The 24,205-nt window shown below is 47.7% G+C and carries 27 protein-coding genes; 25 read left to right on the forward strand and 2 right to left on the reverse strand.

Annotation, left to right across the window (positions count from 1 at the left end; genetic code table 11):
- The first annotated feature begins 11 nt into the window (after positions 1-11).
- The 3 genes from rsmD to ACR6HW_RS18005 are packed head-to-tail and all read left to right on the forward strand — an operon-like array spanning position 12 to position 1,584.
- On the forward strand, positions 12-572 hold the full coding sequence (rsmD, locus tag ACR6HW_RS17995) for a 16S rRNA (guanine(966)-N(2))-methyltransferase RsmD (RefSeq protein WP_455729058.1): 561 nt from the start codon (positions 12-14) through the stop codon (positions 570-572).
- On the forward strand, positions 569-1,054 hold the full coding sequence (gene coaD / locus ACR6HW_RS18000; RefSeq protein WP_455729059.1) for a pantetheine-phosphate adenylyltransferase: 486 nt from the start codon (positions 569-571) through the stop codon (positions 1,052-1,054). Before rsmD ends, coaD begins: the two co-directional genes overlap by 4 nt.
- Positions 1,051-1,584 carry a hypothetical protein gene (locus tag ACR6HW_RS18005; RefSeq protein ID WP_455729060.1) on the forward strand — a complete coding sequence of 178 codons (534 nt, stop codon included), beginning with the start codon at positions 1,051-1,053 and terminating at the stop codon, positions 1,582-1,584. Before coaD ends, ACR6HW_RS18005 begins: the two co-directional genes overlap by 4 nt.
- 68 nt (positions 1,585-1,652) lie before the next feature.
- Here the strand turns inward: ACR6HW_RS18005 and thyX are convergent, their stop codons facing one another.
- On the reverse strand, positions 1,653-2,342 hold the full coding sequence (thyX, locus tag ACR6HW_RS18010; RefSeq protein WP_455729061.1) for an FAD-dependent thymidylate synthase: 690 nt from the start codon (positions 2,340-2,342) through the stop codon (positions 1,653-1,655).
- A gap of 26 nt (positions 2,343-2,368) precedes the next feature.
- Positions 2,369-3,565, reverse strand: a complete 1,197-nt coding sequence (locus tag ACR6HW_RS18015; RefSeq protein WP_455729062.1) for a nucleotidyltransferase — start codon at positions 3,563-3,565, stop codon at positions 2,369-2,371.
- A 113-nt stretch (positions 3,566-3,678) separates the two neighbouring features.
- Here ACR6HW_RS18015 and ACR6HW_RS18020 point away from each other — a divergent pair, with 113 nt between their 5' ends.
- The 22 genes from ACR6HW_RS18020 to dprA all read left to right on the forward strand — a co-directional run bounded on the left by ACR6HW_RS18020 (position 3,679) and on the right by dprA (position 24,190).
- Positions 3,679-4,872, forward strand: a complete 1,194-nt coding sequence (locus ACR6HW_RS18020) for an acetate/propionate family kinase (protein WP_455729063.1) — start codon at positions 3,679-3,681, stop codon at positions 4,870-4,872.
- A gap of 190 nt (positions 4,873-5,062) precedes the next feature.
- Positions 5,063-5,560, forward strand: coding sequence for a YceD family protein (locus ACR6HW_RS18025; protein WP_455729064.1), 498 nt, complete (start codon positions 5,063-5,065; stop codon positions 5,558-5,560).
- Between the two features lie 19 nt (positions 5,561-5,579).
- Entirely contained in the window at positions 5,580-5,762 is a 183-nt protein-coding gene (gene rpmF, locus ACR6HW_RS18030) for a 50S ribosomal protein L32 (RefSeq protein ID WP_455729065.1), read from the forward strand.
- A 107-nt stretch (positions 5,763-5,869) separates the two neighbouring features.
- A complete protein-coding gene (gene plsX, locus ACR6HW_RS18035) occupies positions 5,870-6,886 on the forward strand; it encodes a phosphate acyltransferase PlsX (RefSeq protein ID WP_455729066.1) in 1,017 nt (338 codons plus the stop codon).
- A 193-nt stretch (positions 6,887-7,079) separates the two neighbouring features.
- Complete coding sequence (gene rnc / locus ACR6HW_RS18040; protein ID WP_455729067.1) at positions 7,080-7,772, forward strand: ribonuclease III; 693 nt, start codon at positions 7,080-7,082, stop codon at positions 7,770-7,772.
- Positions 7,769-8,779 carry an elongator complex protein 3 gene (locus ACR6HW_RS18045; RefSeq protein WP_455729068.1) on the forward strand — a complete coding sequence of 337 codons (1,011 nt, stop codon included), beginning with the start codon at positions 7,769-7,771 and terminating at the stop codon, positions 8,777-8,779. Before rnc ends, ACR6HW_RS18045 begins: the two co-directional genes overlap by 4 nt.
- Before the next feature lie 9 nt (positions 8,780-8,788).
- Complete coding sequence (gene smc / locus ACR6HW_RS18050) at positions 8,789-12,346, forward strand: chromosome segregation protein SMC (protein WP_455729069.1); 3,558 nt, start codon at positions 8,789-8,791, stop codon at positions 12,344-12,346.
- Between the two features lie 8 nt (positions 12,347-12,354).
- Entirely contained in the window at positions 12,355-13,275 is a 921-nt protein-coding gene (ftsY, locus tag ACR6HW_RS18055) for a signal recognition particle-docking protein FtsY (protein WP_455729070.1), read from the forward strand.
- A gap of 72 nt (positions 13,276-13,347) precedes the next feature.
- On the forward strand, positions 13,348-13,704 hold the full coding sequence (ylxM, locus tag ACR6HW_RS18060) for a YlxM family DNA-binding protein (protein WP_455729071.1): 357 nt from the start codon (positions 13,348-13,350) through the stop codon (positions 13,702-13,704).
- Positions 13,705-13,716: 12 nt separating this feature from the next.
- The gene (gene ffh, locus ACR6HW_RS18065; protein WP_455729072.1) at positions 13,717-15,060 is read left to right on the forward strand and encodes a signal recognition particle protein; all 1,344 of its coding nucleotides are present in this window, start codon (positions 13,717-13,719) and stop codon (positions 15,058-15,060) included.
- Positions 15,061-15,136: 76 nt separating this feature from the next.
- Complete coding sequence (gene rpsP, locus ACR6HW_RS18070; RefSeq protein ID WP_455729073.1) at positions 15,137-15,388, forward strand: 30S ribosomal protein S16; 252 nt, start codon at positions 15,137-15,139, stop codon at positions 15,386-15,388.
- Positions 15,389-15,409: 21 nt separating this feature from the next.
- The gene (locus ACR6HW_RS18075) at positions 15,410-15,640 is read left to right on the forward strand and encodes a KH domain-containing protein (RefSeq protein WP_455729074.1); all 231 of its coding nucleotides are present in this window, start codon (positions 15,410-15,412) and stop codon (positions 15,638-15,640) included.
- An 89-nt stretch (positions 15,641-15,729) separates the two neighbouring features.
- On the forward strand, positions 15,730-16,251 hold the full coding sequence (gene rimM, locus ACR6HW_RS18080) for a ribosome maturation factor RimM (RefSeq protein ID WP_455729075.1): 522 nt from the start codon (positions 15,730-15,732) through the stop codon (positions 16,249-16,251).
- The gene (trmD, locus tag ACR6HW_RS18085) at positions 16,248-16,985 is read left to right on the forward strand and encodes a tRNA (guanosine(37)-N1)-methyltransferase TrmD (RefSeq protein WP_455729076.1); all 738 of its coding nucleotides are present in this window, start codon (positions 16,248-16,250) and stop codon (positions 16,983-16,985) included. The genes rimM and trmD overlap by 4 nt, the downstream gene beginning before the upstream one ends.
- A 95-nt stretch (positions 16,986-17,080) precedes the next feature.
- Positions 17,081-17,431: a 50S ribosomal protein L19 gene (gene rplS, locus ACR6HW_RS18090; protein WP_455729077.1), complete on the forward strand. Its 351-nt coding sequence runs from the start codon at positions 17,081-17,083 to the stop codon at positions 17,429-17,431.
- A 122-nt stretch (positions 17,432-17,553) separates the two neighbouring features.
- Positions 17,554-18,423, forward strand: a complete 870-nt coding sequence (ylqF, locus tag ACR6HW_RS18095) for a ribosome biogenesis GTPase YlqF (RefSeq protein ID WP_455729078.1) — start codon at positions 17,554-17,556, stop codon at positions 18,421-18,423.
- Entirely contained in the window at positions 18,416-19,213 is a 798-nt protein-coding gene (locus tag ACR6HW_RS18100) for a ribonuclease HII (protein ID WP_455729079.1), read from the forward strand. The genes ylqF and ACR6HW_RS18100 overlap by 8 nt, the downstream gene beginning before the upstream one ends.
- Positions 19,210-20,643, forward strand: a complete 1,434-nt coding sequence (locus ACR6HW_RS18105; RefSeq protein ID WP_455729080.1) for a hypothetical protein — start codon at positions 19,210-19,212, stop codon at positions 20,641-20,643. Before ACR6HW_RS18100 ends, ACR6HW_RS18105 begins: the two co-directional genes overlap by 4 nt.
- Positions 20,644-20,958: 315 nt before the next feature.
- On the forward strand, positions 20,959-21,228 hold the full coding sequence (locus ACR6HW_RS18110; protein ID WP_455729081.1) for an EscU/YscU/HrcU family type III secretion system export apparatus switch protein: 270 nt from the start codon (positions 20,959-20,961) through the stop codon (positions 21,226-21,228).
- Positions 21,218-21,565: a YraN family protein gene (locus ACR6HW_RS18115; RefSeq protein ID WP_455729082.1), complete on the forward strand. Its 348-nt coding sequence runs from the start codon at positions 21,218-21,220 to the stop codon at positions 21,563-21,565. Before ACR6HW_RS18110 ends, ACR6HW_RS18115 begins: the two co-directional genes overlap by 11 nt.
- Positions 21,566-21,639: 74 nt before the next feature.
- The gene (locus ACR6HW_RS18120) at positions 21,640-23,076 is read left to right on the forward strand and encodes a YifB family Mg chelatase-like AAA ATPase (RefSeq protein WP_455729083.1); all 1,437 of its coding nucleotides are present in this window, start codon (positions 21,640-21,642) and stop codon (positions 23,074-23,076) included.
- Between the two features lie 4 nt (positions 23,077-23,080).
- A complete protein-coding gene (dprA, locus tag ACR6HW_RS18125) occupies positions 23,081-24,190 on the forward strand; it encodes a DNA-processing protein DprA (RefSeq protein WP_455729084.1) in 1,110 nt (369 codons plus the stop codon).
- The last annotated feature ends 15 nt before the right edge of the window (positions 24,191-24,205 follow it).

A 24,205-nucleotide genomic window follows, 5' to 3' on the forward strand; every position in this document is an offset into this window, starting at 1 on the left:
TTAAGGAAAAGGTGAGGTATTTGAGAGTAATTTCAGGTTCTGCACGGGGGATTCGCTTAAATACGATTGAGAGTATGGGTACCAGACCGACGACCGATCGTGTGAAAGAGGCGATTTTCAGCAGCGTGCAACCTTATATAAACGGTGCTAAGGGGCTCGATTTGTTTACGGGTTCAGGTGCGCTGGGAATCGAGTTGTTAAGTCGTGGGGCAGAAACAGTGTTGTTTGTCGAACGCAACAAGAAACTGGAGCGCATTATTAAAGAGAATTTAGAGAAAACGCGATTGACTGAACGCGCAACACTCTGCATTCAAGACGTGTACAGTGTACTGCAGCGTCTGGCGGGTGAGTGCTTTGATATCATTTTTATGGACCCGCCCTACTTAACGGGGGATGTTGAAAACGTCCTGTCGTCCATTGTGCGGCTCAAGCTGCTCGCTGAAGGCGGCATCATCGTCGTAGAACACGATATTGCCGACACATTTGGCGAGCGGTTGCCAGAAGGGCTTGTTGTTGAGAAGACGAAAAAATACGGGAAAATTGGCGTGAGCTATATAGTGGAGGCAGAATGAAAGTTGCAGTGTACCCAGGGAGTTTTGACCCGATTACCAAAGGGCATTTGGACGTTGTAGAAAGAGCGAGTAAAATATTTGACGAGGTGATTGTCACCGTCATGTACAATCGGAGTAAAAATCCGCTTTTTTCTAAAGAAGAACGCAAGGCGCTTATTGAATCGTGTACGGCGCATCTGGAAAATGTACGCGTCGATGTTCACGAAGGGCTTTTGGTGTCTTATTTAAAAGCGCACGATGTCAAGATACTCGTCAAAGGCCTACGGGCAATATCCGATTTTGAAGCGGAGTTTCAAATGGCCAGTGTCAATCAAAAGCTTTATGAGGACATGGAGACGGTGTTTATAATGACCCGAACGGCGTACATGTACTTGAGTTCGAGTATTGTAAAAGAGGTGGCACTTTTTGGTGGAGATATCAGCGGCTTTGTCACTGAGACGGTAAAAGAGGCCATAGATGCTAAAATGGAGGAATCGAGATGAGTTCAGGAGAAGTGACCTTAAAAGTCTTAGAACTTTTAGAGGAGTTTAAAGAGAAAATTGAATCGTGTCCAACTGTGCCGCTCACCGGGAAAGGGCTGATTGACCGGCAGGATTTTCTGGATATTATCCAAGATATTAAAACGCTTCTGCCGGACGAATACGATCATGTGCGTCATGTACACGCCCAAAAGAACCAGATTGTAGAAGAAGCGCACCGCGATGCGCGCGATATCTTAGAGACGGCGAGAGCAGAAGAACGGTCGATCTTAGAGGCGGCGCGACACCAAGAGGAACAAATTTTACGTGCAGCAGATGCGAGAGCCAACGACTTGATTAACGAGCACGAGATTGTGGAGTTGGCTAAGACGAAGGCCAAAGCCATTGTAAGTGAAGCGCAGGAAAAAGCAGAGGGCATGCGCGTCGGTTCTTATGAGTACGCCGAAGAAGTTCTCAAAAAGGTCGATATGAACCTTTCAAAAGTGTTGTCCACAGTTCGAGAGAATCTAGAAGAACTCGATGGGTACAAATAAAAGCAAATCCCCTTTGAACAGAGCAGGGCATCTGTTTTCAAAGGGGATTTTGATTTAGGTGACAAATGCTAATCGTCCAAAAGGGCTTTTAGTGCCACCGGGAATTTCTCGCGTGCAAGGGCGTCCACCGCCTTGGCGTAGCACTGGATTTCGTGTTGCGCGTGTGCGTCGGTACGCTGTTTGAGAAAATGAGCGAGTCCTTGAAGGCTGACTGTCCAATACCACCTGACCATCAAGCCGTAAGCACTTGGGATAAAAAGGCGCGCTTGTTCAGTGGCCACGCCGTTGGAAACGGCCCAGTCGTAGTTGGCCATGCCGGATTCGATCTGATCTAGAAGACGTGCAGTGGCCTCTGCACCGAGTTTCACATCGATGGGGGCGCCACTGCCCTGTTTGGTGTTTTCTGGCTTTGAACGCCAAGCGTCGTCGGCGGGAATATAGAACTCGATTTCTTCAGTGACGTAGCGCCGACTGGATTCGTTCCAAGCGGTGAAGGGGTCTTGGTGTGCTGAACCGATGATGTATTTCCACCACTGTCTGGCGACCATTAGCGGTGCGTAGAGTTCAAACTGTAGCGCCGCGTGTCTAAATGGACTGGTGTGATCGTGTTTTGCTAAAAAGTTGATCAATTTGGTATCTTCATCTCTCAAAGTGTCAGTTGCTTTGTTGTAGCTGACTCTTGCGGCATTGACGACTGAAAGATCGCTGCCCATTGCGTCGACGAGCCTTACATAGCCTTTATCCAATACGTGTTTCATAGGGGCCTCCTAGTTGTACTTTCTTACTATAATAGAATGAGTTGTCGGGTGTGGTCCAATCCGCCGACGACATTTGCCGCCGACGGTTGCCCTAAAACATAAAGATCCGTCGCTTTGATATCGAGAGTGAGCAAAGGGTTTGATTTAAGTGTTTCAGGCATTTTGTTGATGTTGGTGATAACCGGTCGCGTTGCGGTACTTTTCATCGCTCTAAGCATGTCTCTGCCCACGGCATCCATGCCGAGTACGCGTATATACCCATTGTCCCCAAAGGGGCGAGGGGTCTTATCGATGTCTAAAAAGGCATTTAAGAGCGTGCGCTGGATACGCGTCTGCGTGTAGCGTTTCGATTTAACGGCGTCGACCAATGCGTCATAGGAGCTGGCGCGTTGGGCTTCTCTCTTGATTTTGTACTCGAGGCCTTCGCCGACACCACGTAAGCCGGCGAGGCTATCGACAGTTGATGTGCGAAGTTTGTAGAGCAGTTGCCGTTCAAAGTTCTTCATCTGTACCGGGTGTAAGGCGCTGTTGAAAAGCACTTTAGCAGAGGCCTGCGGCATGTAGCGTTCGAAGTCCGTAGGCGTATCTGAAAAGTAGGCACTTCGCAGAGCGGTTGCGCTGGCGTATTGTGTTTCTAGACCCTTATCGTGATACCCACTTCCAATGCGCTTAACCACGAAAGGCATAATGGTACTGTTATTTTTTATTAACGATTTTAGGTATTCGATGCCCAAAATCAAATTGGATTGATTGAGGTCGACAGGGTGATCGAGCACCTGATTGAGGGCTTCGGCACGGGCTTTGGGAAAGGTATCGCCACGGTTAAGGGCTTCTTTTAAAGCGATTTTATACGCTTCCGGTTCTTTCACGAGGACGTCGGCGCAGTGCCATAGCGCCTCTAAGTCGGACGTTTCACTGCCGAAAGACAAATGCGTGACGATGCCCATGTGTTCAAGGCAATTGACAGCGCCCTCTGCAAAACCTTCAGCACTGGCCGTTGCGTAGTAAGTGGGCAGTTCTACGACGAGGTTGACGCCACTGGCAAGTGCGGCATGTGCTCGGGTCCACTTGTCTAAAAATGCGGGTTGCCCTCTTTGGACGAAGTTGCCGCTCATAACGGCGACGATGCCGTCGGGTGAAAGGGCGCGTCGCGTCTCTTCCAGTTGGTGGTAGTGCCCGTTGTGAAAAGGGTTGTATTCTGCGACAATCCCAACTATTTTCATGAATCTCCTCCATTTGTCCTTGAAAATTGGCTCATTTACATTATAATATATATGTATGACTGAAAGCACTAAGAATTTATATTAATCTTTGTGATAGAATTGAGGAGGAAAAAATGAACATTTTGGTTATTAACTGTGGTAGTTCATCGTTAAAGTACCAGTTATTCAACATGAGCGATGAAAGCGTATTGGCAAAGGGACTCGTCGAGCGAATCGGCATCGAGGGTTCTAGATTAAAGCACGAAGTAGAGGGACAAGATAAAGTCGTAATCGAAGTGCCAATGAACGACCACAAAGATGCATTGACACAAGTCCTTAATGCACTCGTACACGAAGCACATGGTGCAGTGAAGTCATTAGATGAAATCCATTCTGTTGGACATAGAGTTGTACACGCAGGCGAAAAGTTCAGCGCATCTGTCGTTATTGACGACGCCGTTATCGCGGCTCTAGAAGAGTGTATTGAAATCGCACCGCTTCACAACCCACCGAACATCATCGGTATCAAAGCGATTCAAGAACTTTTACCAAGCGTTAAAAACGTCGGCGTATTCGATACGGCATTCCACCAAACTATGCCAAAATCTGCGTTTGTATACGCATTACCATATGAGTACTACGAAAAAGATCATGTTAGAAGATACGGTTTCCACGGTACGAGCCACAGATACGTATCGCAAAGAGCAGCAGATATGCTTGGAAAACCGGCTGAAGCGCTTAAAATCATCACTTGTCACTTGGGTAACGGCGCATCACTTGCTGCCATTGACGGCGGTAAGTCCGTAGATACTTCAATGGGTTTCACACCGCTTGAAGGTCTTGTAATGGGAACGCGTTGTGGCGATATCGACCCACAGATTATCCCTTACCTCATGGCAAAAGAAAACATGACATTAGATGAAATCAACACAGTGCTCAATAAGAAGTCAGGCGTTCTCGGCATCTCAGGTGTCAGCAGCGACTTTAGAGATATCGAGCAAGCGGCAGAGCAAGGCAACGAAAGAGCGACACTGGCACTTGATATCTACCATGGCAGCGTTAAGAAGTACATCGCGGCGTACGCAGCGGTACTCGGCGGCGTCGATGCCATCGTCTTCACAGCGGGCCTCGGTGAAAACAGTGCTGAGAGCAGAGCGGAGATTTGTAAAGGTCTCGAGTTCATGGGCGTAGAAATCGATTCTGCAAAGAACAACGTCCGCGGCAAAGAAGCGTTTGTAGAAACTGAAGCATCTAAAGTTAAAGTTATGGTAATCCCTACAAATGAAGAGTTAATGATTGCAAGAGACACACTTGAACTCGTAAAGTAAATTAAAATAATGATATTTGAGTCGAATGCCTTCTCGCGAATGTTCAGCGCGTGAAGGCATTGGCACAATAATGTGCGACCTCGTAGAGGAAGTTTATGTCGCTAAAAGACAACGTGTTTGTGCGAATCAAGTATTGACAAACTTCAATATACTCATTATAATATTAATGTTGCATTGAAGAGGTGATAGAATGAACCTTGATTTAACAAAATTAATAAGTGGGCTTCAAGATCAAATGGTATTTGACTTTGAGCTCGAATTAGACAAGTCTTTTATGGAGTCGATCGGAAGTGTTGATGCATCGGTTATTCGGGTATCTGGAGTTGTAAAAAAGCTTGAAAAACGCTATGTTTTAACCTTCACTTATTCTGGCGAAGCGACCTTTGAGTGTCACAGATGCTTGCAGCCTGTTACGATTACACTTGAGAATTCGGCTGAGCGTCTGCTGGTGCCAACCCGTGATTTCGATGAAGAGGAAGACTGGGTTGAACTCGTCGGTCGAGACTTGATGCTGGTGCCAATCCTCGAGGAAGATATAACTTTAAATTTACCGCTACAAGTTTTATGCACTGAAACCTGCAACGGACTTTGTCCGCAATGTGGGATTGATTTAAACAAAGAAACTTGTGTATGTAATGAATCAAAAATTGACCCTAGACTTGAAGCGCTAAAGCATTTATTCACTTAGATTAAGGAGGTGTTAAGATATGGCAGTACCTAAGCGTAAGATTAGTAAGCAAAGAAGAGACAAGAGAAGAGCGAGCAACATTAAAATGACTGCTCCAAACGTTATCGAATGTCCAAAGTGTAAAGCGGCAAACGTATCACACAGAGAATGTGCAGAATGTGGCTACTATCACAGCAGAGACTCAAAACAAGCAGAAGCATAGTTCTTCGAAACCAAAGGCAGTAGCGGATAGCTATTGCTTTTTTTTATAGGGGAAACTTTAGATGTGGCGTAATGTTTAGAAACTATCGTGATTGGTGAGGTGAACAGATGAAAATCGGAATAGACGCAATGGGCGGTGACAACGCCCCGCTAGAAGTGGTAAAAGGTGCCGTTGAAGCGCTTGCTGAAATGCCGGGAGAAGTGGTTTTGTACGGTGACTCGACGGCAATTAATCAAGTGCTTAGCACGCTGACATACGATGCCGGACGCGTGAGCGTGGTCCACACAACCGAGAAGATTGAAAACGACGACAAGCCCGTCAAGGCCATTCGCGCTAAAAAAGACGCGTCGATGGTCGTCGGACTCTCCGCCTTAAAAGAACGTGGTGTGGACGCCTTTGTTTCTGCCGGCAACACAGGGGCGCTTCTCGCCGGTGGCCTCTTTAAAGTCGGCCGTATTAAGGGAATCGACCGTCCGGCAATTTGTACGGTATACCCGACTATGAAAGGTGCCAGCGTGTTGGTGGATGCAGGGGCAAATGCGGAGTGTAAGGTGAACAACTTGTTGCAGTTTGCTTTAATGGGCGAACTGTACGCGAGGTCGATTTTGGGAATAGAAAAGCCGCGCGTCGGACTGGTGAACATCGGTGCCGAAGAGACAAAGGGAACGCCGCTCTATATTGAGACCCATGAAGCGCTCAAATCCCAGCCTATCAACTTTGTAGGGAATGTAGAAGGGCGAGATGTTCCCGGGGGTGTCGTCGACGTCATTGTCGCCGACGGCTTTACGGGCAACATTATTCTGAAATTAACTGAAGGCGTGGCGCTGTCGCTGGTCGATGGTCTAAAAGAGAGCATCATGTCCAACTTAAAGGGCAAGATTGGCGGTCTTATTTTAAAGGGCAATCTCAAAGGGTTTAAAAAGAAACTCGATTACACGGAATACGGTGGCGCGCCGCTGCTAGGGGTCGATGGTCTCGTCGTCAAAGCGCACGGCTCATCCAACGCCAAGGCTTTTAAGAATGCCATACTCTACGCCTATAAAGGGGTAGATGCCAAACTCGTCGACGGCATAAAGTCGCGTTTGGCCGATGCACAAGCCAAGGCTGAAACAGCAGCTGAATAACGAACAGAAAATACGTCTCCCAAGGGGCTCTCGGGAGACGTGTAAAATTTACACTTTGTTAAAGAAACGGAGTTGTTATTTTATCTATGGCATTATAAAATATAGATGGATGAGAGTCTAAAGGTTTTTTAAATGTGGTATCGTCAAATTGGCGATAGTATATTTAAAGGCCCTTTAATTTAGGAGGGAAATGATGAATACGGATACAAAATCACTTGAAACTGTGCTCGGCTATGTGTTTAAGGACAAAAATTATTTGATGCGCGCCTTGACGCACAGTTCCTATGTCAATGAGCAAAAGAGCAATCGCTTGTTGAGCAACGAGCGCCTTGAGTTTTTAGGCGACTCTGTGTTAAGCATTATTATCAGCGAGTTTTTGTACAGCGCCTACGGCCAATTGGAAGAAGGCCAGCTGACCAAAATTAGGGCGCGTATCGTTTGTGAAGCGTCATTGGGCGACGCCGCCAAGCAGATTGGATTGGGACGCTATATGTACTTCGGCCGCGGTGAAGAAATCACAGGCGGTAGAGAGCGCTTGTCCATTCTTTCGGATGCCTTTGAAGCCATTATAGCTGCGATATACTTAGACGGCGGGGTAGACTATGCGCGGGTCTTTGTATTGGAGAAACTTCAGGCGCAAATTGAGTCGGCGCGACAGGGCAGAATTCACAACGATTACAAAACGCAACTTCAGGAAATTATTCAAATTGATAAAAGCAATAAAATCAAGTACGAGATTTACAAAGAAGAGGGCCCGGATCACGCCAAAGTATTTTATACGCACGTGAAGCTCAATGACGAGATTATCGGCACCGGTGCCGGAAGAAGCAAAAAAGAATCTGAGCAAAAGGCCGCTGAAGAAGGGCTTTTGAGGCTCAAAAAATGATGAAACGGCACGCAATTGTACCGATTTTTATCGCTCACCTCGGGTGTCCAAACGACTGTGTATTCTGCAATCAGCGGCGTATCGCAAGGGCGGAGACATTCCGTCCGGAGGATTTTGAAGCCCATGTAGAGACCTACTTGGAGACGATGGCAGAGGAATGGGTTAAAGAAATCGCTTTTTTCGGCGGAAGTTTCACAGGGATAGAGCCGTCTTTACAGATGTCTTTTTTAGAAAAAGCATTGGCTTACAAACGGCGCGGCCGCATTCAGCGGATTCGCTTGTCGACGCGCCCCGATTATTTAACAGCTGCCGATGTGGCCCGTCTGGTGGCGTATCAAGTGGATATGGTGGAAATCGGCTGTCAATCTTTTGATGACGATGTATTAAAAAGCGCGGGTAGAGGGCATGACAGCGCTGTGATTGTAGAAGCTGTAGAACAGTTGAAGGCCGCCGGAATAGATGTTGGCGTTCAGTTGATGGTTGGCCTTCCCGGCGATTCGGAAAAAACCTTTAAGGCGTCTGTTGAAGCGGCAATTGCATTGTCGCCTCAAACGGCGCGGCTCTACCCGACACTTGTCGTCGAAGAGACGGCGCTGTGTGCGGCATATCAATTGGGAGACTATTTGCCCATGGCGCTTGAAGAAGCTGTGACTCTAGTGGCGTGGGCCTATCGGCGATTTAGTGAGGCCGGTGTCGAGGTCATTCGCATGGGGCTTCAAAAAACAGAGGCCATTGAAATGGGGCAAAGTGTCCTCGCCGGACCGTTTCACCCAGCTTTCGGTGAATTGGTTCGCGGCTTTATTTACAAGACTTTGGTTGTGGAAAATGCCGCTGAAGGCGACGTCGCTGTCGGTGTTCATCCTAAGTGTCTTTCTTGGTTGACGGGACACCGCGCATTTGATCCACCGGCGTATGCTGTTCTCAGGGCGGCGGAAAGACTTCGGTTTGTGTGCGATGAGACGTTGCCTCAAGGGGTTTTGTCGGTGAATAATGTGAGAGTTGAGTAAGGTGGGAACATGTATTTAAAAAAGATAGAAATGCGCGGCTTTAAGTCGTTTGCCGACAAAACAGAAGTCGTTTTTCAAAATGGAGTCACTTGTGTCGTCGGTCCCAACGGTAGCGGCAAGAGCAATATTACCGATGCGGTGAGGTGGGTGCTCGGTGAACAGCGTGTTAAAACCCTCAGGGGCTCAAAGATGGAAGATGTTATTTTTAACGGCACAAAGCATCGAAAGGCACTGGGACTCGCTGAGGTCACCTTGACCTTCGACAACTCAGAAGGCTTTTTCCCGCTGGATTTCAACGAAATTTCGGTGGTGCGCAAGGTGCACCGCTCGGGGGAAAGTGAATACTTAATCAATCAAATGCCCTGTCGACTGAAGGATATACGGGAGCTCTTTATGGACACCGGTATCGGTCGGGAAGGGTATTCCATTATCGGCCAAGGGCGTATTGACGAGGTCCTCAGCAACAACAAGGACGAGCGGCGCCTTTTATTTGAGGAAGCAGCTGGAATCGTCAAGTTCAAAGGCCGAAAGCAAGAGACGGAACGCAAGCTTAAAACCACAGCGGAAAACATGCTCAGGGTAAAAGACATTCTCTCGGAGATCGAAGACCGTGTGGAACCGTTGCGCAAGGAAAGCGAACGGGCGAAGACGTATTTGGATTTGACGGAACTGTTGAAACGTATCGAAGTCCACGCCTTTCAAAAGCGTTACACAGAGTGTGAACAAGGCTTGGTACAGTTTCTCGAAGGGAAGGAGAAGCTCGAAGACGAGTTGACGGCGATTCAGTCTAGGCGAAGCCGCCGGCAGGAAACCTACAATGAGAAAGATCGAAAGCTGTACGAGCAAAATGTCTCACTGAGACAGCTCGAAGAAAAGCGACACACTTTGTTGAATCAAGAAAGTCGATACGATGGTGAAAAGCAGGTCGTGCTAGAGAAAATGGCCAATGCCAAAGGCAACATTCAGCGGCTCGATGAAGAAATCCGTCAAGTAGATGGCGATAGGCGAGCGCTTGAAGAGGCGGTTGAAGCCATTCGCGAAGAGGAATCGGCTTGTGCGTCGGCACTTGCTGAACAGAAGACGGCGTATGAAGCGGCCTTGGCTGAAAAGGACACGGCGTTAAAAACGCTCAATGCGCTCAGGCAAAACAACGCTTCCGATCGCGAAGAGGCCAATCGATTGTCGGGGCTCATTGAAGTCAAGAGCAAGGAAATCGACACCATCAACGCTTTTTTGGTGCAGTATGAAAACCGAATGACACCGCTTAAAGAGGAGCTTGCATCGGCGCACCAGTTGCTTCAAGACAAAGAAGCTGTAAAATCGGAGCTTGCGGGACACATGGCACGCGAACGCGAAGCTCTGGACACCTCGAATCAAAAACTCAAGGGGTTGCTTGCTTCCAATGAACAATACGGTGAAAAGAAGCGGCACTTGACGGTATCACTTGAGAAGCAAACCTTGGAACAGGGGAAGGTATCCACTGAAATCGAGCTTTTAAAATCTCTCGAGGAAGATTACGAGGGGTATGACAAAGGGGTTAAAGAGGTGCTGAAATCCTTGGGAGATCAAAGCGGTATACACGGTATTCTCGCAAGTCTTATTCACGTAGAGGAAGCCTATGAAGTGGCCATAGAAGTCGCCTTGGGAAGAGCTGTTCAAAACATCGTGTGCGACACGGTGGCACAGGCGAAAACCTGTATTGAATTCTTGAGAAAGAAGAAGCTCGGACGCGTAACTTTTCAACCGCTAGAGCATTTTGAAGGCCGAAAGACAAAGCGCCACAAGTCGGAAGAGGCGTTTAAGCAGTCCAAAGGTTGGATTGGGTTCGGGACGGAACTCCTCGACTACGACGTGCAATACGAAGGCCTAATGGACAGTTTGCTCGGACGCATCGTCATTGTCGAAACTTTTGACGACGCCGCACAGTTGATTAAGCAAAAGGGGTTCCAGTACAAAGTTGTCACGCTTAAGGGCGATGTTTTGGTACCAAAGGGACCGATTACAGGGGGTTCTTTTAGATCCAAGGTGAGCAATCTCCTAGGGCGAAAACGGCAAATTGAGGCATTAGAAGAACGTGCGCGTGTCCTTGAAACTGAAGTGACCTCTTCCAAAATCGAGCTGGAGCAGACGACGCGCTTGCTCGAAGACAACTCAGAGGCGCTGAAAGCGATTCGTGCAGAACTCGACGGTTTGAGAATGGAAGTTCTGCGCTATGAAAACCGATTGGAAAACGAAGCCGCAGCCTATGAAAAAGAACAGGGGCGTGTCGAAAAGCTCGAAAGGGAAATCGAAGCACTGACTTCTGAGCGCGAGCAGGCACAAGGGCAGATTGAGGAAAAGCGCAAAGACATCGACTGTGCCAACGAAAAACTCAATGCGTTGCAGGAGCAGCTGGCAGCGGTCGTTGGCGATATAGAAGCGCTGGAAACGCGCATTGATACGGCGGGAGAACGCTCGACTTCTCTTCAAATACAAATGGCTTCTGCCGAACAAAACTTGACGTTTAAGAAACGGGAGCGCCTTCGCCTCGAAGACGATTTAAAACGCCTCGATGAAAAGCGGCTGTTGAGGTGTACGCAACTCGATGATTTGGAAAAGCAACAGGCGGCCTTTGACTCTAAGGCACAGGCTATAGAAGGGTCGATTCAAACACTAAAAGCTTCTATTGTCGACTTGGAAGGCGAACTCAACGATAAAATAAAAGAAAAGCAAAGTTTCTCGTCTGAAATCAAAGCCCTAACGCAGGAAATGACACAGTTGTCCTCTGCTTACGACGCCGCAAAAGAGCGTTTGCATAAGACGGAAGTCAAGTTGGCAAAGCTCGAAGTCGAAAAAGAAGCGGTGGTTTCCGAACTTTGGGACAAATATGAAATGAGCATGGGGGAGGCAATGCTTTCCGATGATGTACCGCCGAAAACTGATCTTAAAAAACTCAAATTGGACATTAAGCTCATGGGGACGGTCAACCTCAGTGCTATAGAAGAGTATGAGGACGTTTCAGAACGCCATCGCTTTTTAATTGAGCAGAAAGAAGACCTCTCGGCGTCAATTGAGCAACTTGAAAAGATTATCAGAGACCTCGATAAAAAAATGGAGGCGCTCTTTAAAACGCATTTTGAATCGATTAACGATCATTTTAAAGAGACGTTTAAGCTCCTCTTTAACGGCGGCGATGCAGAGCTCGTCCTAACGGATTACGACGACTTGCTCAACTGTGATGTCGATATTATCGCACAGCCGCCCGGGAAAAAACTTCAGAGCATCAACCTCCTGTCGGGAGGGGAAAAGGCTTTGACTGCTATTGCTTTGCTCTTTGCAATCTTAAAGACGAAGCCGTCGCCGTTTTGTATTCTCGATGAAATCGAAGCGGCACTGGACGATGTCAACGTCTACCGATTTGCAGAGTTTATCCAGCTTTACGCCCGCCACTCTCAGTTCGTGGTCATCACGCACCGAAAGGGGACGATGGAAGTCGCCGATACGCTGTACGGTGTCACGATGGAAGAGTACGGCGTCAGCAAAGTGCTGAGCGTTAAGTTGGAAGACATAGAAGATAAATTTAATTAGGAGGCACTATGGCATTTGGATTTTTATCAAAACTCAAAGAGGGACTGGACAAAACGCGTAAGGGGATTACCGATAAAATAGACGATCTCTTCAGCAATTACGGTGAGATAGACGACGATTTGTTTGACGAACTCGAAGAAATACTCATTATGGCAGACGTGGGCATGACGACGACGATGGACTTAATCGAGCGCCTCAGAGCTGCGCTGAAAGAGCGAAAAATTAAAGACAGCAGTCAGGTTAAAGACGTGTTAAAAGACGTTATTGAAGAAATGCTCCTGGAAAACAACGCAGAGCCATTTGCCGTGAACAAGACGCCTACCATTATCATGGTCATCGGCGTCAATGGCGTGGGCAAGACCACATCTATCGGGAAAATTGCTCACCGTTTGAAGAACGAAGGCAAGTCGGTGTTAATTGCCGCCGGCGATACGTTTAGAGCAGCCGCTATCGATCAGCTCAAAATATGGGGCGATAGAAGTGGCGTACCGGTTATCCACCAGTCGGAGGGATCGGACCCTGCGGCGGTTATCTACGATGCGGTGCAGTCGGCAAAGGCTAAAAATGTCGACGTGTTGATTTGCGATACGGCGGGACGTTTACACAACAAAGTCAATTTGATGAACGAACTGGCGAAGGTCTTTAGAGTTATTGAACGCGAGTACGGTGAAGCGCATAAAGAGGTGCTGCTCGTTCTCGACGCGACAACGGGACAAAACGCCATCCAACAGGCAAAAGTCTTCAATGAGGCGGCGGAGATTTCCGGTATTGTGTTGACCAAACTCGATGGCACAGCTAAAGGTGGCGTGGTAATGGCCATTAACTCCGAGCTCCAAATTCCGGTTAAGCTCATCGGTGTCGGCGAGGGCATGGAAGACCTTCAGCCTTTTGATGCACGTGAGTTTGTCAGTGCGCTTTTCAACCTCTAGCTCAAAGAAAAGAATGTAAAGCAAAAAAGCTTGACAGGGTGAAGAATATCCTTTATAATTTGTGAGGTAGTTATGTTTGAGAGAAAAGTACACATAGATGCTTTATTTGATCTCTACGGAAATCTTCTGACTGAGAAGCAAAGAGAGGTCATGGATTTGTACTGCAATATGGACTACTCCCTAGGTGAAATCTCCGAGTTGTTGACCATTAGTAGACAGGCGGTACACGACGCTATTAAAAAGGCGGAAAAAGCGCTCGAGAAATACGAATTGAATCTGGGTTTCAAATCCCGTATGGAGGAAAATAAAGCGCAGTTTAAACGCTTTATGACGTACATCGAACAGTTTGAAGCTTCAGGGGATACGCTGTATTTAAGCGAGCTCAAGAAGCTTATCGCCGAGGCAATAGCTTTCGATGAGACAAACTAAGGAGGGCGCAGAATGGTATTTGAAAGTTTAGCTGAAAAATTGCAAAACGCCTTTAGCGGCCTGAAGGGAAAGGGAAAGCTTTCTGAAAAAGATGTCAAACAGGCGATGCGCGAAGTTAAATTGGCGCTCCTCGAGGCAGACGTCAACTTCAAGGTGGTTAAGGATTTTATCAATAAAGTAACGGAACGCGCCATTGGCGAATCCGTTCTACAGAGTTTAACCCCGGGACAACAAGTGGTCAAAATCGTCAACGAAGAGTTGACGGCGTTGATGGGGGAGACACAAAGTAAAATCGAGTACGCTTCAAAGCCGCCGACAATTATTATGATGGCGGGTCTACAGGGGGCGGGTAAAACCACCACTTGTGGAAAGCTGAGCAGCTTGATGAAGAAAAACGGCAAGCGACCGCTTTTGGTTGCCTGCGACATCTACAGACCTGCGGCGATTAAGCAGCTTCAAGTCGTCGGTGAAAAAGTAGATGTGCCCGTGTTTGCCATGGGCGATAAAGTAAGCCCTGTGACCATTGCCAAAGAAGCACTTGCACATGCTGAAAAGTATAGTAACGACGTGGTCATCCTAGATACAGCGGGGCGTCTTCACATCGACGAAGCCCTGATGCAGGAGCTTAAAGATGTGCGCGAGGCAGTTCAGCCGCATGAGATTCTCCTCGTTCTGGACGCGATGACCGGTCAAGATGCCGTCAACGTCGCAGAGCACTTTAACAGTCAGCTGGAAATCAGCGGCGTCGTGCTGTCGAAACTCGATGGCGATACGCGCGGTGGTGCAGCGCTGTCCGTGCGTGCCGTAACCGATAAGCCGATTAAGTTCGCTTGTATCGGTGAAAAGCTTACAGATATTGAGCCGTTTCACCCGGAGCGTATGGCGTCGAGAATATTGGGGATGGGCGATGTGCTCACATTAATCGATAAAGCGCAAGAAGCCTTTGATCAGGAGAAAGCTCAAAAGCTCGAGAAGAAAATGAAGGACATGTCCTTTGATTTAGAGGATTTTCTCGACCAGTTGGAGCAGCTTCAGAACATGGGGCCGATTGGCGACTTGCTCGGCATGTTGCCGGGGATGAACAAAAAAGCCATGAAGGGGATTGAAGTCGACGATAAAGACCTCATTCGCACGAAGGCTATTATCCAGTCGATGACGCCGAAAGAACGTCAAAATCCCGATATTATCAACGGCAGTCGTAAAAAACGCATTGCCGGCGGATGTGGGATGCACGTTTCGGAAGTCAACAAACTGTTGAAGCAATTCGACCAGTCGAAGAAGATGATGAAACAGTTCGGCAATATGGATAAAAAAATGAAAAAAGGTGGCGGCGGGTTTAAATTTCCGTTCTTTTAAGCCACATTGAGACGATGGTATTCTAATGCAACACGTGTTGACTATAGAATAATAAAATGATAAGGAGGTGACACAAATGGCAGTTAAAATCAGATTGACAAGAATGGGTTCTAAGAAAAAACCTTTCTATAGAGTTGTTGTTGCTGATTCAAGAGCGCCGAGAGATGGTAAATTCATCGAGCAAATCGGTTACTTCAACCCACTTATTGAAGGTGAGCAAGTAAAGCTCGACGTTGAAAAAGCAAACAAATGGTTAAAAAATGGTGCGCAACCAACTGAAACTGTAAAAGCTCTTTTCAAGAAAAATGGTGTTTACGAAGCGAAGTAGAAATCAGACTGAGGTGATATAATGAGCGAACTTGTTAGAGTAATTGCAGCTTCCCTTGTAGATGATCCTGAAAGCGTCGAAGTTAGAGAAGTTGAGGGCTCGCAATCGATCATCATCGAGTTAAAAGTAGCGCCGGACGATATGGGTAAGGTTATCGGCAAACAAGGCCGTATTGCCAAGGCCATTCGTACCGTGGTAAAAGCCGCAGCAACTAAAGAAAACAAAAGAGTTGTTGTTGAAATCATTCAGTAAGCCGCAAAAGCTATTGCCCCGCAATAGCTTTTCGTTGTTTTAAACAGCATTTGATGCGCTGTAAGCAGATCAAATGCTGTTACTGTAGAGTGAAGAAAGCATGGAGGTTGGTGTTGGAAGGGTTCTTTAATATAGGAAAAATCGTCAATACGCACGGTATTAAAGGCGAAGTTAAAATCTATCCTTATAGCGATGATCTCGAACAATTTAAAACATACGACACCCTTTGGTTAGGGGAAGAAAAGGTAGCTGTAGAGACTGTTCGAATTCATAAGAACATGGTGCTCGTCAAGTTCAGCGGTTACAAAGATGCAAATGCCGTTCAACCGTTAATCAATCGATTGGTTTACATTGAAAGAAGTCGAAAGCCCGACGACGGCGAGGGACATTATATTGTCGACCTCATCGGATGCCGTGTGGAAACAGAAGACGGCGCGTGTGTCGGTGTGCTGAAAGACGTTATACAAAACACGTCGCAAGACCTCTACGAAATCGAACGACAAGACGGCAAGGGGACATTTATGTTGCCTGCGGTGGACGCGTTTGTTAGAGAAATCGACTTGGCCGAAAAGCGCATTGTCGTCCATTTAATCGAAGGGATTATGGCATGATTTTTAAAATTTTGACCTTGTTCCCTGAAATGTTTGAAGGGTTTATGACGACGAGTATTATCGGCAAGGCCATGGCATCGGATAAAATCGCCATTGAATGCATCAATATAAGAGATTATTCCACAAACAAGCACCGAAAAGTCGACGACTATCCCTTTGGTGGCGGCGCCGGTATGGTTATGGCGGTACAACCGCTAAAAGACGCTTTGGCGTCGTTGGAGCCCACTGAAAAGAGACGGGTCATCTACTTGTCCCCACGTGGCAAAACGTTGACGCAGAGTACCGTTAAAGCGCTTTCTGAGTACGACGAGCTCGTACTCGTTTGCGGGCATTATGAAGGTGTTGACCAGCGGTTTATCGACGCCTATGTAGATGAGGAAATTTCTATTGGCGACTACGTCCTCACCGGTGGTGAGCTCCCCGCGATGGTTTTGGTCGACAGCGTGAGTCGAATGGTCGACGACGTCCTTAAAAACGATGCTTCCGCTGAAGAAGAAAGCTTTTCGAGCGGTTTGCTGGAGTACCCGCATTACACGCGACCGCAACACCTTGATGAGGCGTCGGTACCGGATGTTTTGCTCAGTGGGAATCACGCTGCCATTGAGCAATGGCGCTTTGAAATGTCGCTAAAGACGACAAAAGCACGACGACCGGAACTCTACCGATGTTTTCTGGAGAAGGTGCACGATGAAAAAACTCAGAAAATGCTAAAAAAAGCGTTGAAGAACCTTTAGAATGATGATATAATATCATCTGTATGAAAAACGGGCGGTCCTCTGTTAGATGATGCTGATAAGAACGTCTTTGATAAGGAAGGAGAGGTAGTACAATGAATCAAAATATCATTAAAACTATCGAGAATGAGCAATTAAAGCAAGATGTTACACCGTTTAACGTTGGTGACACGGTAAAAGTTCACTTAAGAGTTATCGAGGGTAAGAGAGAAAGAATTCAGATTTTCGAAGGTACTGTTCTTAAGAGACAAAACGGTGGCGTCGCAGAAACGTTTACAGTTAGAAAAATTTCTTACGGCGTAGGCGTTGAAAAAACTTTACCACTTCACTCACCTAAGATTGAAAAAATCGAAGTTGTGAGACAAGGTCGCGTAAGAAGAGCAAGACTCAACTACTTAAGAGACAGAGTGGGTAAAGCTGCTAAAGTTAAAGAAAAGAAAAAATAAGATTTTTATTTTGTAAAGGGAGACTCGTTGGAGTCTCTTTTTATATGCCCGCAAGCGGTTCGACACTGGACAGACTGTGGTATAATAGAGAGAAGCTATTGGATAGGAAAAGGAGAACTTTAATGAGTATAAATTGGTATCCGGGTCACATGAAAAAGACGAAGGATTTAATTGCGCAAAATCTTAAACTCGTGGACGTCGTCGTCGAATTACTCGATGCACGCATCCCTCTCAGCAGTAGAAACCCGCAATTCGATGGGTTGATTGGGCACAAAAAACGTATTGTCCTTCTGAACAAGTACGATTTGTCCGATCCGGAAGTTACAAAGAAGTGGGTACAACACTACGAGGCGCAGGGCATAAAGGCGATACCGGTCAACGCGTTGACGGGTACGGGATTAAAAGAAGTGTTGGCGCAAGTGAGAAAGGAAGCGGCGTTTGTCTACGAAAAGGCAGAACGACAAGGGCGATTGGTGCGACCGATTCGTATGATGATCGTGGGGATTCCCAATGTGGGCAAATCATCCCTCATCAACAAACTTGCCGGTAGAAATGCTGCAAAGGCGGGGAACAAGCCCGGCGTGACGAAGGGGAAACAGTGGATTCGCCTCAACAAAGAGATTGAATTGTTCGATACCCCGGGAATTCTTTGGCCTAAAATCGAAGAGGATCTAACCGGCATTAAACTGGCGTGTTCAGGTGCAATTAAAGATGAAATACTGAACATTGAAGACATTGCCTATCACTTGGTGAACTTGCTCAGACCGCGGTACGCCGAAGCGGTTATGGCGCGTTACGATTTGGAGGCATACGATGAAGATGCCGTCGTCGTGATGGAGGCGATTGCCAAGCGCCGAGGGTGTATTCAGCGCGGCAATATGACCGATTATGAAAAGGTATCCAGATTGATTATAGACGAGTTCAGAAAAGGCACTATCGGCAATATTTCACTCGAGTTGCCGGAGGAGATTGTGGAGGTTGAACATGAGTAACCGTCTGAAAGTGCTCATCGAATCAAAAGCGCCTATTGCCGAGATAAAAGCTGAGGTAGCCGAAGTGGCGGTAATGGATATTCCGGATGCCGTCACCTATCTTAAAACCGATGTGCGAAAAGGGGTTCATAAACTGGCTGAGCAACTTGAAAAGCGGTTGGAGAAAATCGAGGCGGAGAAGGCGCGAATGGAGAATCTGTTCGCCTTTGAGCGCGCTGCTTGGTCGAAAGGCTTTACACGTGTCGCAGGTGTCGACGAGGTCGGCAGAGGACCACTGGTTGGACCGGTGGTTGCGGCGGCGGTGATTCTCGACGGCAGCGTGGATTGGTCGGGCATAGATGACTCCAAAAAGCTTTCGGAGGCTAAGCGGGAGTACTTCTATGAGAAGATAACCACCCATGCAGTCGCGTGGCACGTCGGCGTAGTGGCCCCTGACGTCATAGATACGGTAAACATTTTAAATGCCACCAAATTGGCTATGAAGCAGGCAATTGATCCCCTATCGACGGATTATCTGCTTATAGATGCCGTCCGATTAACCGATATACCTATTGAACAAGAAGCGATTGTAAAGGGCGATGCGCGAAGTGCTTCTATTGCAGCGGCTTCTATTGTGGCTAAGGTGACGAGAGACCGCTACATGAAGGCGCTTCACTTGGAGCATCCCCAATACGACTTTGAAAACAATAAGGGCTACGGGACGCCTGCGCACTATGCGGCTATTCGAAGCTATGGGCTCATAGAGGAGCACAGGCGATCTTTCTTGAAAAATATGAGGATGGATGAATGAAAATCACATTGCAGATGCCGTCGATAAAGGGCATGGTTAAAAGTGAACTCGAACTGATGGCGTTGCTTAAAGCGACGCCGCTGAAAGGACAGCTGAGCTCTATTGTAGGCAATCGCCTACAGGTGGAGATAAAAGGCATGTCCTTTTTTTTAAATGCAACTGAATCGGTACCGCTTGAAAAGGGCGACACTGTTCAGCTGTCTTTGACGCCTGAAGGCGAGGTGCAAATTGAAAAAGTGCCTCGAGAAGGGGCGGGCGAACCTAAGTTGCCGCTTGAAGAGGCGAAGGTGTCACCCGACGCACCGAAAGCGGTTCAGCGCGTTGCGCAAGAGACGCCGGAAGCTTTTGTTCGCCGGAATGCGCTTCCGAACGATAAAATGACTGCCGCTATAGTCAAGGGGTTTATGACCAAAGGAATGCCTATAAAACACGCTGCAGTGGAAGAGGTTCGACAAACGTGGCGCGCAGTTGGAAAAATAGCGTCGGCACTGACACCTGAAAATTTAGGACGTGTTCTCGCCGAATCCGACAAACCCGTTACTGAAGTGGCAAAATTACTGGCTAAAAGTGAAACACAGCCGCTGTACAGTGAGAAAAGTCCTCAATCCCCCATAGTGTCGACAAATGTAGAAGAACGCATTACGGAGGATTTAAAGCCTATATTGAGAGCGGTTCAAGCACGTGGTGGTTTTAAAGCCCTTGCAAATGATTTTAAAACCTTCGTAAAGGGGCTCGATGTCTCAGAGTTTACGGCACTTTACAAAGAGGGGGGCATACAACTCAAATCAGTTTTTCACTTGTTGAATGCGACTTTCAGTTACAAAACGCTGCAGGAGGGATTTGACTCTGTCTCCGCCCGTCTGAAGCACACCGCGCTCTCCCCTGTTGAACTGGCAAATTTCGTAGAAGTCTTAACAGCGCCAGAGGTCTCAGAAGAGCGGTTGAATCGTCTCGAAAAATGGGTGGCTGCACTTGAAGTGGAAGACAAGGCGGCGTTAAAAGAAGATGTTCAGTTTGTAAAAGCGCAGTTGCCTTTGCAACCGAAGGTGCAGACGCCTCCTGTGATGATGCAACTGCCACTGGTGATTGAACACGAACAGCGACTAGTGGACTTTTACGTTAAGAAAAATAAGAGAAAAAGTGTCTCAAAGGCGCGTTTTGAAATGCTTATAGCTTTAGATACGCAACGTTTTGAACAGGTGCGGTGTCACATCGTACGGCACGAAAACAAGTTGGAAGTGAATTTTGGACTGGCAAACAAAGCGGTCCAAGGGATTTTTGAAGCGCATGGTGAGCAGATTGACCAACGACTTTCGGCAGTTAGCGAACGCCCTGTATTTGTGACGTTTACAAGCCTTGAAGCAACATCGGAAGCCTTTTTCCAGACGACAGCTCCCGAGCGCGTCACGCAAATTGATTTTAGAGTCTAGTGTCCTGTAGCGTTCATAATTAAAAAAACTGCTCATCTACTCTGCATCATTGCGGCGTTTAAATCTCTCGACAATGTCCCGCATTGTCGTCGATATTTTGCCTTGCACTGATACAGACTATCTGACATTTTTAATTAAATCTCAACGCTACAGGACACTAGTGCCCTATAGCGTTCATACTTAAAAAAACTGCTCATCTACTTTGCATCATTGCAGCGTTAAAGTCTCTCGACACTATCCCGCATTCTACGAAGGTGAACAAGCGGTTGTTTTAATGAGCTCTCAACAATGTACTATTCCAGTGAGGAGGTGTGTATGGAACGAAAAAAAGCCGCGGCACTGCGCTTTAAGGCAAACGAAGACGTTGCGCCGGTAGTGGTCGCAAAGGGGATGGGGGTTGTGGCGGAAAACATTTTAAAAACCGCCGAAGGCGCAGAGGTGCCCGTTTATCAAGATGAAAAGTTGGTAGACCAACTGAATCGACTGCAGCTTGGTGACGCCATTCCCTACGATCTATACGATGTTGTGGCGCAGGTGCTGCTCTTTATCGGACACCTCGACAAAGGGGGCGCAGATGGCGAATAAACAAGTGGGCACGTGTGCTGAACAGGCTGCGCGCCATTACCTGAAGGTGCAAGGCTACACGTTTAAAAAGGCCAACTACAGATGCCGATTTGGAGAAATGGACCTCATCGTCGTCAAAGACGAGGTCCATTATTTTGTCGAAGTCAAATATAGGCGGACGCGTCGATTCGGTTCTCCGAGAGAGGCGATAACCTCTGAAAAAATCAGGCGCCTCGAGCGAATTGCCGTCTGCTACATGAGAGAACATCGATTGGAAGGCCTTTTTAAACTTTCTTTTATAGGTGTAGAACCGGAGGGCGACACATGGGTCTACGATTTTATGGAAGATATCTTATAACGCCCGATAGGAATAATTTGACAAATTAAACAAAATAATAATATAATGTACGTAAAACAGGTGGAGGAGGTTTTATGTACAGCAGAATACACACCGCCGTGCTCGACGGGTTAGACGGCCGAAAAATCGAAATAGAGTCGCAAGTAACTAATGGGCTCCCCTATTACACGTTGGTAGGGCTCCCCAACCAAGTGATTAAGGAATCAAAAGAACGGGTGCGCTCGGCTTTGAGAGCCTCGGGACTTCCCTATCCCGATAGGCGACTGACTCAGAATCTATACCCCGCTCATCTTAAAAAGGAAGGGGCGCATCTGGATCTCCCGTTAGCCGTTGGTATTTTAGCCACTGTCGCCGATTTTCGCTGTGGCTTAGAAACCATCGGGTTTTTAGGGGCATTATCCCTCGACGGTTCTATTCGGCGCATTAACGGTGTTTTGGGCTTGGTAGAGGGCTTAAGAGCAGGTGGCATTAAGCAGGTGGTCATCCCCGAAGGCAACTTAGAGGAAGTGGCTTCAGAAAGGGACATGACTTTTTTCACATGCGCATCAATTGCGGAACTTTACAGATGTCTACAAAGTGATACGCTACACCCTGTGTCAGTTGAGGGGAGAGACACCACCCTAAGCGTCCCCATTTGTCCGGACTTTTCAGATGTGATAGGACAGCCCCATGCTGTGAAAGGTGCAATGCTCTCGGCGTTAGGTGGGCATCATCTGTTGCTGATAGGACCGCCTGGGTGCGGAAAGAGTATGTTGGCAGAGCGGTTACCGGCACTGCTGCCGTTGCCGGATGACGCGCTGTCGAAGGCGATTCGGAAAGTAAACAGCTTTTTAGGCGGCGAGTCCGGGGTGCTCCGGCGACCGGTGGTGCACGTGCACCAGTCGGTGAGCAAATCGGGATTAATCGGCGGGCACAACACCTTAGCCCCTGGATTAATTACCAGAGCACATGGCGGCGTGCTCCTGCTAGACGAGGTGAATCGCTTTAAATCCGACGTTCTAGAGGCACTGCGCGAACCGATGAGCAATCGTAACATCGTGTTGACGCGGCGCCATCGAACCGTACGATACCCGGCGGATTTTTTACTTGTGGGAACGATGAATCCGTGTCATTGCGGTTATCATCTTTCTGCACAAAAAGCTTGTATCTGCCCGGCGCATGTACTGGACCGATACAAGATGAAACTGTCGGGGCCCTTAGTCGACCGCATACATTTGGTTGTATACATGGACGTCTCTGAAGAAGGTGGGTCTCAGTCTACGGCGGCGCTATTAGAAAAACTCCACAAAGCCCGCGCGTTTAAAAGTGCACATCCCATTCTGAAATGGTCTGAAGAAGCCGAAAATCGGCTGCAAAGATACCACAGTCGAGGACGCTTGTCTGCGCGGCGTCTAAAAGCTGTTAAGGCCGTTGCCGAGAGTCTTGCGTATCTTGCTTTGTCTGAGTGCGTCGAAGTGCTCCACTTGTTGGAAGCCATTTCTTATCAAGATGTCGATCGGCTGAGGAGGTGAGCACGTGGACAAGTATTTGTTTAACTGGCTGAGTCTCAGATGTTCAGGCGCGTTTACCGCTGCGCAGCAACGGGCCTTACTGGCGCGATACAAGACTGTAGGTGACATAAACTGGCGGGAAGTGAATGCCAATCGCGTGTGCTACGGTCTTTCGCCGACGGCGGTGTTACCTCTACAGCGAACGGCTTGCACGTTTGTTAAGAAGTACCGTGAAACCGTAGCCCGTTATAAAGGCGCGGGTATCGACTATCTGTCTCCGAAAGACAAGCGCTACCCGCTGGGGTTAAAAATGCCTGAACCCCTTTCGGAGTTGCTTCACGTAAAAGGCGATGTGACACTGCTGAACTGCGCTAAGAAAGTCGCGATTGTCGGGAGTCGAAAGCCGACCTCCTATGGCAGACGCGTCGCCGCGGGCCTTTCGACTTTTTTAGCCTCGCGCGGCGTATGTGTGGTTAGCGGCATGGCCATCGGCGTAGATGCCATTGCGCACAACGCCGCCATACAGGCCGGTGGTCGAACGATAGCTGTTTTGGCATCTGGCATAGAAGCGCCTTATCCGAAGACCAACCGCTATTTATTCGATAAAATCCTTCAAACAGGCGGCTGCGTTTTTTCAGAGCGCGGTGACGACGCACCACCTATGAAGCATCACTTTCCGCTTCGAAACCGATTGATCAGTGCCGTATCGGACTTAGTGGTCGTTATTGAAGCGGCAGAAAAAAGCGGCTCGCTCACCACGGCGCAACACGGTATCGACCAGGGGCGTTCTATTTTCGCCTTGCCGGGAAGTATTTTTTCAGAACAGTCCAGGGGAAGCAACCAGTTGATTGCAGACGGTGCCTATCCGCTAATTAATTATGAAGATATTTTAGTGTGTTTGGGCATTGACTCTAAAGAGGAAAGAACAGCAGAATGCTTGCCGGCCGCATTTGAGGCGCTTTCCAATGGGGCGAAACGCATTTACATGCGGCTTCTTAGGGAGTCTCCTGCTTCTGTGGCGGCAATTGAAATAGAGGAGGGCATTGAAAATTCAGACGTTGTAGCGGCCTTTACAGAGTTGGTTTGTGAAGAGTTGTGTCACTTTATTTCCTTAAATGAAATAGAGATTCTTTAAAAAGGGGTTGACAAG

The organism is Fusibacter sp. JL298sf-3, assembly GCF_053842995.1.

Excerpts from the sequence above, each read along its gene's own strand:
- coaD (WP_455729059.1), top strand. The coding sequence starts at position 569 with ATGAAAGTTGCAGTGTACCCAGGGAGTTTTGACCCGATTACCAAAGGG.
- ACR6HW_RS18005 (WP_455729060.1), top strand. The coding sequence starts at position 1,051 with ATGAGTTCAGGAGAAGTGACCTTAAAAGTCTTAGAACTTTTAGAGGAG.
- thyX (WP_455729061.1), bottom strand. The coding sequence starts at position 2,342 with ATGAAACACGTATTGGATAAAGGCTATGTAAGGCTCGTCGACGCAATG.
- ACR6HW_RS18015 (WP_455729062.1), bottom strand. The coding sequence starts at position 3,565 with ATGAAAATAGTTGGGATTGTCGCAGAATACAACCCTTTTCACAACGGG.
- ACR6HW_RS18020 (WP_455729063.1), top strand. The coding sequence starts at position 3,679 with ATGAACATTTTGGTTATTAACTGTGGTAGTTCATCGTTAAAGTACCAG.
- ACR6HW_RS18025 (WP_455729064.1), top strand. The coding sequence starts at position 5,063 with ATGAACCTTGATTTAACAAAATTAATAAGTGGGCTTCAAGATCAAATG.
- rpmF (WP_455729065.1), top strand. The coding sequence starts at position 5,580 with ATGGCAGTACCTAAGCGTAAGATTAGTAAGCAAAGAAGAGACAAGAGA.
- plsX (WP_455729066.1), top strand. The coding sequence starts at position 5,870 with ATGAAAATCGGAATAGACGCAATGGGCGGTGACAACGCCCCGCTAGAA.
- rnc (WP_455729067.1), top strand. The coding sequence starts at position 7,080 with ATGAATACGGATACAAAATCACTTGAAACTGTGCTCGGCTATGTGTTT.
- ACR6HW_RS18045 (WP_455729068.1), top strand. The coding sequence starts at position 7,769 with ATGATGAAACGGCACGCAATTGTACCGATTTTTATCGCTCACCTCGGG.
- smc (WP_455729069.1), top strand. The coding sequence starts at position 8,789 with ATGTATTTAAAAAAGATAGAAATGCGCGGCTTTAAGTCGTTTGCCGAC.
- ftsY (WP_455729070.1), top strand. The coding sequence starts at position 12,355 with ATGGCATTTGGATTTTTATCAAAACTCAAAGAGGGACTGGACAAAACG.
- ylxM (WP_455729071.1), top strand. The coding sequence starts at position 13,348 with ATGTTTGAGAGAAAAGTACACATAGATGCTTTATTTGATCTCTACGGA.
- ffh (WP_455729072.1), top strand. The coding sequence starts at position 13,717 with ATGGTATTTGAAAGTTTAGCTGAAAAATTGCAAAACGCCTTTAGCGGC.
- rpsP (WP_455729073.1), top strand. The coding sequence starts at position 15,137 with ATGGCAGTTAAAATCAGATTGACAAGAATGGGTTCTAAGAAAAAACCT.
- ACR6HW_RS18075 (WP_455729074.1), top strand. The coding sequence starts at position 15,410 with ATGAGCGAACTTGTTAGAGTAATTGCAGCTTCCCTTGTAGATGATCCT.
- trmD (WP_455729076.1), top strand. The coding sequence starts at position 16,248 with ATGATTTTTAAAATTTTGACCTTGTTCCCTGAAATGTTTGAAGGGTTT.
- rplS (WP_455729077.1), top strand. The coding sequence starts at position 17,081 with ATGAATCAAAATATCATTAAAACTATCGAGAATGAGCAATTAAAGCAA.
- ylqF (WP_455729078.1), top strand. The coding sequence starts at position 17,554 with ATGAGTATAAATTGGTATCCGGGTCACATGAAAAAGACGAAGGATTTA.
- ACR6HW_RS18100 (WP_455729079.1), top strand. The coding sequence starts at position 18,416 with ATGAGTAACCGTCTGAAAGTGCTCATCGAATCAAAAGCGCCTATTGCC.
- ACR6HW_RS18105 (WP_455729080.1), top strand. The coding sequence starts at position 19,210 with ATGAAAATCACATTGCAGATGCCGTCGATAAAGGGCATGGTTAAAAGT.
- ACR6HW_RS18110 (WP_455729081.1), top strand. The coding sequence starts at position 20,959 with ATGGAACGAAAAAAAGCCGCGGCACTGCGCTTTAAGGCAAACGAAGAC.
- ACR6HW_RS18115 (WP_455729082.1), top strand. The coding sequence starts at position 21,218 with ATGGCGAATAAACAAGTGGGCACGTGTGCTGAACAGGCTGCGCGCCAT.
- ACR6HW_RS18120 (WP_455729083.1), top strand. The coding sequence starts at position 21,640 with ATGTACAGCAGAATACACACCGCCGTGCTCGACGGGTTAGACGGCCGA.